The following is a 10484-nucleotide window of genomic DNA, read 5'->3' on the forward strand; positions in this document are numbered from 1 at the left end:
ATATTTACTCTTCTATAAGGACTTTTACCCCTTTAATAATATTCCAGATTAAGACGATTAAACTTAGAATAATAGCGATTCCGACACTAACCAGAAAAAACACCGGGATATCCTGCTCATTTACTGTAAACTGTGTCACTCCTGCAAACATGAAAAATGGCACAGGGACAAGCGGAATTAAATGCGATAAAAAGGCACTCTTGGAATGCCGCTTTACTTCCGGATCTCCTGAAGCAAAAAATACAATCAGCGGAAATATAAAACCTGCGAACATAATGCTGAAATAGCTTAACGCAGATAGCACTTTTCTCGTTTCCATTGTCTTCAGCTCCTTTCCCTTTTACATACGCACTTGGAGCATGCAAGGTTTCGTTTTTCTGAATCCAAATGGCGTTTCACTTTTCTCATTCATTATAGAAAACCGCAGGGAGATTTACCTCTGTTTTTGCAAAAATACATTTGCAGGCTTAGGCTTCCATAGCCAAAAGGCGTAGATAAGAAAAGCGCAAGGCGCATTGCGCTAAACCGTTATCTAAGTTCAAAAGGATATAAATTCTGATATTACAAAAAAACCGCCTTTATGCAAAGACGGTTCCATTTCTTATTTGTAGGAAGCGGACAAATCCGTTCTTGGCGCTTCCTTTCGTTTCACTTCATCAATTTTATTCACAAACATTTGGAATACTTTTCTTTTCTCATCCAAATCTCGTATGTATTCTTTGAGTTCGTTGTACTTTTCTTCAAAAGGCTTATGATACATTTCACGGATATTATCAATAATCTCTTCGTTCACGGTGGACTGGATCACCTGCTTTGTAATTCCATATTTATAGGAATACACTTTCAGCTCTTTTTTCACATCTTCGTATTCATTATTAATCTGATCCAATACCTCTGAAATATCCTCTTTCCATTCCTCTAATGACTTCTCCAAATAGTCCTCCATTTTGACCTCCCCATTCTGTTCCTGACTTATCTAAAAATTCCCTTAGTTACAAGTATAACGCAGCTTGTTTACATCCTTTTTGCTGAAACATTACATTGTGTTATCAATGATGGATGCGGGGAAATGCAAATCATTGAAAACTTTTTCCATGCAAAATAGTTTTAACAAAAAACTCTAAGGATTAAAAGGAATAGTCTTTCAAAATTTTATCTGCGATGAGCTCATAGCCTTTTCCATTCGGATGAAGAGAATCGGCGAAATACTGTTTTTTGTTTTTCCCTTTAAAAAGCTCATTGGTAGAAATATAGGTCATATTCTTGTCTTCCTCCGCTTTTTTTCGAATGGCTTCGTTCCAATGATCAATATATGCTTCAATTTGGTCCCCGTCGGGATAGGGATTAAAAAGTCCAAGGAGGATAATTGGCGCATCACTGTTGGCGGTTTCCAATGTTTCCAAGATCCCATTTAGCTTATCTTCATACACATCTTTGGCCTCAACGAGCTTATCATGATGGAGCGGATACAAATCACCGCCATTGCTTTTCAGTAAATCATTTGTACCGATATAGACTATAAATAGATCTGCATCGGAAAGGTCCTCTGCCACTTTCGGATTGATCATCTTTTTTAAAACATCAGCAGATTTGTAACCGTACACGCCATAATTTTTTATTTGGTAGTGTTTATCTGGATATGTATTGTTCAGCTTACTCTCAAGCCTGCCGATATAGCCCTCTTTCGTTTCATCCCCATATCCGTAGGTAAGTGAATCTCCGAATGCGACAATTGTTTTGCCGCTATCTGCCTTTTTTCCTTCCCCTAGAAAGGTAATAGAAAGGTATACTCCAAGTCCCAGCAGGAATATGCCTGTCAGAATATAGATTCCTTTTTTCATCGTGTATTTTCCTTTCTTGTTGAAATTAGCGGGTGAAATATCTTATTTCCACATTGGAGATACTGTAAAATTGATAGAACGCGAAGTGACCGTTATATTCAAATTCTGACCGATATATTGTGTGAACTGACCGATAAAATTAATAAATGACCCGATAACCTTAAATTTGGTTTCTAATTACTACTAGTGAAACTGCTTTTTTGCTAATTTTTATGGATTGCTCATTCTCTTTACCCGGTTTCCTTTTTAAATACTCTTGGAAACTATTAATTTCAGTAAGGTCTGTTTTTTAAAACTGGGGGATTATAAAAACTTTTATTCCGAACAGGCTTTCCATCCTGTTACACGACAGCGAATGGATAAAAAAGCGCAAGGCGCCTGGAGCTAGACAGTTATCTAAGTTCAAAAGGATATAAATTCTGATATTATAAAAAAAAGAAGCAGTTCCCTCCGGCACTGCTTCCCATTTTTTATGCGTTTGTGACGCCTTCTTTATCTTCGATTTGCTGTTTCATTCTCAGGCGGTCTCTTTCCAGAATTGGTTTAAGGTATTTACCTGTGTAGGACTCAGCTACTTCGGCGATTTTTTCAGGGGTGCCGGCTGCAAGAATGGTGCCGCCTTTATCTCCGCCTTCCGGTCCAAGGTCAACGATATAGTCCGCAGCCTTGATGACATCGAGGTTATGTTCAATTACCAATACGGTGTCGCCATTTTCAACAAGCCGCTGAAGGACGACCAGCAATCTTGAAATGTCATCCACGTGCAGGCCGGTTGTTGGCTCATCCAGAATATAAAGTGATCGTCCCGTTGAGCGGCGATGCAGTTCGGAGGCCAGTTTTACACGCTGCGCTTCTCCGCCAGACAGAGTGGTTGCCGGCTGGCCCAGTGTAATGTAGCCAAGACCGACATCAAAAATCGTTTGCAGCTTGCGGCGGATTTTCGGGATATTCTCAAAGAACTCGAGTGAATTTTCAACAGTCATATCGAGAACCTCGGAAATATTCTTGCCCTTATATTTCACTTCCAGTGTCTCCCTGTTGTACCGCTTTCCATGGCAGACTTCGCATGGTACATACACATCAGGCAGGAAGTGCATTTCAATTTTGATAATTCCGTCGCCACGGCAGGCTTCACAGCGTCCGCCTTTTACGTTAAAGCTGAAACGCCCCTTTTTGTAGCCGCGCACCTTCGCTTCGTTGGTTGATGCATAGACATCACGGATATCATCAAACACACCCGTATAAGTAGCCGGATTGGATCGCGGTGTCCTTCCGATTGGCGATTGATCAATATCAATGACTTTATCCAAATGCTCGATGCCCTTAATTTCCCTATGTTCACCAGGCTTAGCCTTCGCTCTATTCAGCTTTTGCGCCAGGCTTTTATGAAGGATTTCATTGATTAAAGTACTTTTGCCGGAACCGGACACGCCAGTCACGGAAATAAAGGTGCCAAGAGGGAATTTGACACTCACATTTTTCAAATTATTTTCTTTAGCTCCTTTAATTTCAATAAAGCGCCCGTCATTCTTCCGACGCTCGATAGGGAGCGGGATGAACTTTTTCCCTGACAGGTATTGTCCAGTCAAAGAGTTAGGATCATCCATTACCTCCTGCGGCGTGCCTGCTGAAACGATTTGGCCGCCATGGACACCGGCGCCAGGGCCAACATCAATCAGGTAATCGGCAGCAACCATCGTATCCTCATCATGCTCGACAACGATCAGCGTATTGCCGATATCTCTCATATTTTTAAGTGTATCGATCAGCCGGTCATTATCACGCTGGTGGAGACCGATTGAAGGCTCGTCAAGGATATAAAGGACACCTGTCAGCCGAGACCCGATTTGGGTTGCAAGGCGGATACGCTGGGCCTCTCCGCCTGATAAGGTACCAGCCGCCCGACTCAATGTCAGATAATCAAGGCCGACATTAACCAGAAATCCAAGCCTCTCTTTAATTTCGCGGAAAATGAGATTGGCTATCTTCATTTCTTTTTCAGAAAGAGTCAGATTCTCGAAAAAGCTAAAAGCTTCTTCAATGGAGAAAGCCGTCACATGGCCGATATGTTTCCCTGACACTAGCACTGCAAGGCTTTCTGATTTCAGGCGGTAGCCTTTACATGCAGGGCATGGATGCTGGGCCATGTACTTTTCCATTTGCTCACGGATGTAATCAGAGCTTGTTTCTTTGTAGCGGCGCTCTACGTTTCGGATGACGCCTTCAAAACGGATATTATTTTCCCTTATCTGGCCAAAATCATTTTCATAGCGAAAATAGATGTTATCTTTTCCGGACCCGTATAATACCTTGTCCAATAAGTGCTCGGGAATATCTTTAACAGCGATACCCATATCGATTCCGTAGTGATTGCAAACCGCCTCAAGCAGCTGGGGGTAGTATTGGGAGCTCGTTGGTTCCCATGGTGCAATGGCGTGCTGCTTTAGTGACAGCTCCTTATTCGGGATAACCAGGTCTACATCCACTTCAAGCTTAGAACCTAGTCCATCGCAATCCGGGCAAGCACCGAAAGGACTGTTGAAGGAGAACATTCTCGGCTCCAACTCTCCGATTGAAAATCCGCACTGCGGGCAGGCATGGGTTTCACTGAATAGCAGTTCTTCCTCACCGATTACATCGACAAGCACCTTGCCATTTCCGAGATTTAAGGCCGTTTCCAATGAATCCGCCAGACGCGGCGCGACCCCTTCTTTTACAACAATTCGGTCTATGACCACTTCAATGGAATGCTTTTTGTTTTTCTCCAATTCAATCTCTTCACCGAGATCCATCATTTCTCCATCTACACGAACACGGACAAAGCCCTGCTTTTTAATATCCTCAAGCACTTTAGCATGGGCGCCTTTTCTGCCGGATACAAGCGGAGCCATAACCTGAAGCTTAGTTCTCTCCGGGTATTCCATAATCCTGTCGACCATTTGCTCAATGGTCTGAGAGGAGATTTCGATGCCGTGGTTTGGACATGTCGGACGCCCAACCCTTGCAAATAATAATCGCAGATAATCATAGATTTCCGTCACCGTTCCAACTGTGGAACGCGGATTCCGGCTTGTGGTTTTTTGGTCAATTGAAATCGCAGGTGACAGCCCTTCGATTGCATCCACATCAGGCTTATCCATTTGTCCAAGGAATTGGCGGGCATAAGCTGATAAAGACTCAACATATCGGCGCTGCCCCTCCGCATAAATTGTATCAAAAGCCAGTGAAGACTTTCCGGATCCGGAAAGCCCTGTCAGAACAACAAGCTGATCTCTCGGAATGGTGACATCGATATTTTTTAAATTATGGGCTCTGGCACCCTTTACGATCAGTTTATCCATCGCCATGCTTACGTCATCCTTCCGCTTTTAGCTCTAATAGTAAATCGCGAAGCTCGGCTGCCCTTTCGAAGTTGAGGGCTTTTGCCGCTTCCTTCATTTCCTTTTCCATATCGCCAATCAGCTTTTCACGCTCTTTTCTGTTCAGCTTGCCAAGCTTAGCTGACGGCTGGTACTCTTCCTGCTCTTCTGCCACATGAGTTGCACGGATTGAATCGCGGATATCTTTTTGTATAGTCATTGGTGTTATGCCGTGCTTTTCATTGTATTCTTCCTGAATGGAACGGCGGCGATTTGTTTCACTTATGGCTTTTTCCATGCTATCAGTGATCCGGTCGGCATACATAATGACATGGCCATTTGAATTACGCGCAGCCCGCCCCATCGTCTGAATAAGAGAACGCTCGGAACGAAGGAAGCCTTCTTTATCTGCATCGAGGATGGTCACAAGTGATACTTCGGGTATATCAAGACCTTCTCTTAGAAGGTTGATTCCGACTAAGACATCGTATTTTCCTAGACGGAGCTCGCGGATAATCTCAATCCGCTCAAGCGTTTTGACTTCTGAATGCAGATACTGGATCTTAATGCCGATTTCCTTTAAGTAATCAGTTAAGTCCTCAGACATTTTCTTCGTCAAAGTGGTTACAAGAACACGCTCGTTTTTCTGGATGCGCTCCTGGATTTCGCCAATAAGGTCATCGATTTGCCCTTCAATTGGACGGACATCTATCGTTGGATCAAGCAATCCAGTCGGACGGATGATTTGCTCAACCATTTCCGGAGTATGTTCGAGTTCATAAGGACCAGGTGTTGCCGAAACAAAAACAGCCTGATTCACATGCTGCTCGAATTCGGTGAAAGTCAGCGGCCGGTTATCCATAGCAGAAGGCAGACGGAAGCCATGATCCACAAGCACCGATTTTCTTGCCTGGTCACCGTTGAACATTCCGCGGATTTGCGGCAGCGTTACGTGTGATTCGTCAATAACAATCAGAAAATCCTCCGGAAAATAATCCAGAAGGGTATACGGAGTCGATCCTGCCGGCCTAAGCGTCAGATGCCGCGAGTAGTTTTCAATACCTGAACAGAAGCCCATTTCCCTCATCATTTCAAGATCATAGCGGGTTCGCTGCTCCAGGCGCTGTGCTTCAAGCAGCTTGTCGTTCTCCCGTAATTCAGCCAGGCGTTCTTCCAATTCTTTTTCAATATTTTGGATGGCGATCCGCATTTTTTCTTCACGTGTTACGAAGTGGGAAGCCGGGAAAATGGCGACATGTTCGCGCTCTCCGATAATCTCGCCAGTGAGGGCATCCACTTCACGGATCCGGTCAATTTCATCTCCGAAAAACTCTACTCGGATACAGTGCTCATCACGTGATGCCGGGAAAATTTCAACGACATCCCCGCGAACGCGGAAAGTACCGCGCTGGAAATCAATATCGTTGCGCTCATATTGGATATCAACAAGCCTGTGGAGGAGCTGATTCCTCTCGATCTCCATACCCGTTCTGAGAGACAGGACCATCTCCCGGTATTCTTCAGGTGAACCCAAGCCATATATACAGGAAACACTGGCGATGATGATGACATCGTTCCTCTCAAACAAGGAAGAAGTTGCCGAATGGCGAAGCTTATCAATTTCATCATTTATGCTCGCGTCTTTTTCAATAAAAGTATCTGTAGAAGGCACATACGCCTCCGGCTGATAGTAGTCATAATAGCTGACAAAATACTCAACAGCATTGTTCGGAAAAAAGTCTTTAAACTCACTGTAAAGCTGCCCTGCAAGCGTCTTGTTATGCGCAATGACGAGCGTTGGCTTATTTACTTCTTGAATCACATTCGATATCGTGAAGGTTTTTCCTGTACCTGTCGCTCCCAGAAGGGTCTGGTGCTTTTTGCCGGATTTGATTCCTTCCACGATTTTTTTTATGGCCCTCGGCTGATCGCCCTGAGGGGAAAATTTTGAAACTAATTCAAATTGATCCTTCACCTAAAAGCCTCCCGTTAAAGAAATACTTTTATTTATATTAAACACAAATCAGCTAATAGTGGATGAATGACGGGATGCTGCTGATTTGTCAGTTTTTTACTCAAAACTCATATCATCATTCTACCACAAACACCATAAAACAAACCAACAATATGCGAACGGATATTCGTTTTTTTTATTTTTGCAGGTAAGTTATTGCTTGGGAAATATGTTGAAAAAATGAGGGCTATGTCGAACAATAGTTAATCAAACGTTTGATTAAAGACAGGAAAATCAATCAAACGTTTGATTGAATCCCTTTTAGAGCTTTTGCCGCGGGGACGAAAAAGCAGTTCAAAGCAGAAATAATTTAAAAAACCTGTCGATAAGTATGCTCGACAGGCTTTGCAGAATTATTGTGCGCTTGGCTTCGTTTTGGGCTTCATTTTTTGTGCGTACCAAAAGCCAGCTGTAAGTGAAAATGCATCTAAAACAATTAGGAACAGTGAATTTGTGTACCCTTTATAAACAGAAGCGGCAATAAGCCCCACTGTCAGTACCAGCCCAACAACACGATTATAGCTTACTCTCGTGAAAAGCAATACAAGCAGTCCAGGAAGGATAAGAGCTGACAAGTACTTTAACGCCATGAAAAACACCTTCTCTTGTTTTGTTCACAAAATTTCAAAGACCAATTATCTACCAATAGCATAGCTTTTCACAAAAAGATGTACAAGTCTTTTCTTATTCATATATCTTATTGATTAGTGGTAAATTCCTTGGATCAGCACATACTAAGAAAAAAGATACTCAAGGAGGCAGAAGGTTATGGCAAGGAGAAAACGCTGTCCTATAGTGGCAGAATCGAGACCGGCACTGGATCAGCTGAAAAGCCGGGTCATGGCGAAACAGGGTTACCAAGCAGACAGCCAGAACCCGGATAGCGTGAAATACGAGGTGGCAGAAGAAGTTGGGGTGCCTTTAAAGCACGGTTATAACGGACGTCTAACGTCTAAACAAGCCGGAAATATAGGCGGAAAAATTGGCGGCAGCATGGTCAAGGAACTCGTCCGTATGGCACAGGAGCGGATGAAAGAGCAATAGGAATGTCCGGCATTCTAATTTGAATTAAATGTGAACTTTGAGAATGCAATCCTGTCATCTCCTGCTGCTGAACGGTCAGGCTCATGCAAAAAAGATGCTGATTAATCCCGGCAGCACCTACTATGAGAGCCCAATTGCCCATTTGAATTTCCTTTGCACATGCTTCCTCGGAAGATTTATCAAAAAGCATAAAAATTCTTGTGGAAGAGATTAAACGTTTTCTATCAGAAAGGGGCCTATTCCAATGTCTTTTTTTAGTTTCCCAATCCAATAAGGTGATATTTATCCTATATGTCAAAGGGGAAGAGTGATGTATAATAATGGAAAAGTACCACTTTTTAAAAAGGAGGGATGAAAAAATGATCATGGCAGAAAATCACGCCGACATATTCGCTGACAAGGTAGAAGCAAGGAACTTGCAGCTGGCCATCCAGCATTCCAGCGATATCATTGCGCGAGTAACAAAGGAAGGAATTGCTTTATATGTTTCCCCTTCCTGCTTGCCAATGCTTGGGCTTTCGCAGCAGGAATTTTACCGAAGCAGCCTTTTTACATATTGTCACCCAAGTGACCGGGATCTTATGAAAGATGCTTTTGCAGAGCTCGATCACCGCCCCCACTGCCGGGTAACTTTCCGCTTTCGGCACAGCGAAGGTCAATATTTATGGCTGGAAGCGAACTTTTCCGTCATTAATGATGATAAAGAAATGATCTGCATAATCAGGGATATGACTCAGAGAATTACGATGGAAGAGGAAATTCTTGAAACACAGGAGAAGTACCGTTTTCTAGTCGAATATTCCAAGGATACAATCGGGATGGTAACACAAAAAGGCATTTGGACTTATATTAATAATGAAGGCAAGAAGCTCTTTGGATTCACAAGCAGCAAGGAAATAATCGGCACTGCGCTCCACGACTACACTCCCCCTTCCGAACATTCCATCCTAGACGATTTTTTTCAAACGAAGCAAAGCGTGAATTTTGAGCTGAACTTGATCCGGACAGATGCCCAAACAAGGAAAGCTGAAGTGCAGCTGATCCCGACCACCTTTAAAAATAGAAAAGTGTATCAAATTATCATAAAAGATATAACGGGCCAGAAAAAGACGGAAGAAAAGCTGCAGAATGCGGAGAAACTATCTGTTGTCGGCCAGCTGGCAGCAGGAATCGCCCATGAAATCCGCAATCCGCTCACTGCCATAAAAGGATTTACACAGCTGTTAAATGAAGAAAGGCAAGGCGACTTTGCAGAAGTGATCTTGAATGAACTTGAACGAATTGAAGATATCGTCAACGATTTACTCGTCCTGGCCAAGCCGCAAATTACCGAAATGGAAGAAACCAACCTGATTACAGTTGTGAAAAGTGTGATTACACTTTTAAACAGCCAGGCGGTCATGGAAAATATCTTAATTGAATTGACGCATTCACAGAGCGATTTCCATGTGAAATGTGAGAAAGACAAAATCAAGCAAGTCCTAATTAACATTATAAAAAATAGCATTGAGGCCATGCCTGTGGGCGGAAAAATAAATGTGGATATCCGCCAGGACAACAATTTTGTCATAATCAGCGTGGAGGATGAAGGAATCGGCATTCCTGAAGAACGCCTCGCCAAGCTAGGAGAGCCTTTTTATAGCACGAAGGAAAAAGGGACAGGCCTTGGCATCATGATTTGCAAAAAAATCATTAAGAATCATGGCGGCAACCTCTACATCCACAGTAAGGAAAATGAAGGGACAACTGTGAGGGTCACATTGCCTCTATTATAAGAAAAGTGAGGGCTCCTTGCCCATGAAGGAACGCAGACTAAGAACGCCACGTCCTGTGGCAACGTCTGCATGACCCGCATCCTCCTAAAAGCTGCCGATTTTGTTCGTGCGATGTTTAACCTAAAAAAAAGCTACCGCTTTTTTCTTCGTGCCAAAAAATCTGCTGACGAAGCCTTCCTTGTCCTGCGGGCCTCAGGCATAAGACAAGCCCTGTAAGAAGGGGTTCTTTCCTTCTGGAAGGGATTGGCTTATGACCCCGAGTCCCTAGGAGCCGCAACTAGACAAACCGAAATGTGGAGGCGACTTGTCCAGGGACGACAGGCATAAGACAAGCCCTGTAAGAAGGGGTTCTTTCCTTCTGGAAGGGGTCCTGCCAACAAAGTAAGCGTCAAACTACGCCCACATGGTTTGTCGCTTTTTTATATGCGATAATCTCCTAGAGATCAAACAT

Annotated in this window: 8 protein-coding genes; 2 read left to right on the forward strand and 6 right to left on the reverse strand. The window is 43.3% G+C overall.

Going from position 1 to position 10484, the window contains the following annotated elements:
- Positions 1-4: 4 nt before the first annotated feature.
- The 6 genes from NCCP133_RS10025 to NCCP133_RS10050 form a co-directional block, all read right to left on the reverse strand.
- Complete coding sequence (locus NCCP133_RS10025; RefSeq protein WP_264804796.1) at positions 5-319, reverse strand: hypothetical protein; 315 nt, start codon at positions 317-319, stop codon at positions 5-7.
- 282 nt (positions 320-601) lie between these two features.
- Entirely contained in the window at positions 602-946 is a 345-nt protein-coding gene (locus NCCP133_RS10030) for a hypothetical protein (RefSeq protein ID WP_264804797.1), read from the reverse strand.
- A gap of 181 nt (positions 947-1127) precedes the next feature.
- Complete coding sequence (locus NCCP133_RS10035) at positions 1128-1841, reverse strand: DUF459 domain-containing protein (RefSeq protein ID WP_264804799.1); 714 nt, start codon at positions 1839-1841, stop codon at positions 1128-1130.
- 470 nt (positions 1842-2311) lie between these two features.
- Positions 2312-5188, reverse strand: coding sequence for an excinuclease ABC subunit UvrA (gene uvrA, locus NCCP133_RS10040; RefSeq protein WP_264804800.1), 2877 nt, complete (start codon positions 5186-5188; stop codon positions 2312-2314).
- A gap of 7 nt (positions 5189-5195) precedes the next feature.
- Entirely contained in the window at positions 5196-7175 is a 1980-nt protein-coding gene (uvrB, locus tag NCCP133_RS10045) for an excinuclease ABC subunit UvrB (protein WP_264804801.1), read from the reverse strand.
- A gap of 392 nt (positions 7176-7567) precedes the next feature.
- On the reverse strand, positions 7568-7804 hold the full coding sequence (locus tag NCCP133_RS10050) for a CsbA family protein (protein WP_264804802.1): 237 nt from the start codon (positions 7802-7804) through the stop codon (positions 7568-7570).
- Between the two features lie 178 nt (positions 7805-7982).
- Here NCCP133_RS10050 and NCCP133_RS10055 point away from each other — a divergent pair, with 178 nt between their 5' ends.
- Complete coding sequence (locus NCCP133_RS10055; RefSeq protein ID WP_264804803.1) at positions 7983-8258, forward strand: alpha/beta-type small acid-soluble spore protein; 276 nt, start codon at positions 7983-7985, stop codon at positions 8256-8258.
- 359 nt (positions 8259-8617) lie between these two features.
- Positions 8618-10033 (forward strand): PAS domain S-box protein, encoded by a 1416-nt coding sequence (locus NCCP133_RS10060; protein ID WP_264804804.1) that lies wholly within the window; start codon positions 8618-8620, stop codon positions 10031-10033.
- Positions 10034-10484: the final 451 nt, after the last annotated feature.

This window comes from Cytobacillus sp. NCCP-133 (assembly GCF_026011715.1).
Classification (GTDB): domain Bacteria; phylum Bacillota; class Bacilli; order Bacillales; family Cytobacillaceae; genus Cytobacillus.

Coding starts and splice junctions, on each gene's coding strand:
- NCCP133_RS10025 (WP_264804796.1), bottom strand. CDS start 319: ATGGAAACGAGAAAAGTGCTATCTGCGTTAAGCTATTTCAGCATTATG.
- NCCP133_RS10030 (WP_264804797.1), bottom strand. CDS start 946: ATGGAGGACTATTTGGAGAAGTCATTAGAGGAATGGAAAGAGGATATT.
- NCCP133_RS10035 (WP_264804799.1), bottom strand. CDS start 1,841: ATGAAAAAAGGAATCTATATTCTGACAGGCATATTCCTGCTGGGACTT.
- uvrA (WP_264804800.1), bottom strand. CDS start 5,188: ATGGCGATGGATAAACTGATCGTAAAGGGTGCCAGAGCCCATAATTTA.
- NCCP133_RS10050 (WP_264804802.1), bottom strand. CDS start 7,804: ATGGCGTTAAAGTACTTGTCAGCTCTTATCCTTCCTGGACTGCTTGTA.
- NCCP133_RS10055 (WP_264804803.1), top strand. CDS start 7,983: ATGGCAAGGAGAAAACGCTGTCCTATAGTGGCAGAATCGAGACCGGCA.
- NCCP133_RS10060 (WP_264804804.1), top strand. CDS start 8,618: ATGATCATGGCAGAAAATCACGCCGACATATTCGCTGACAAGGTAGAA.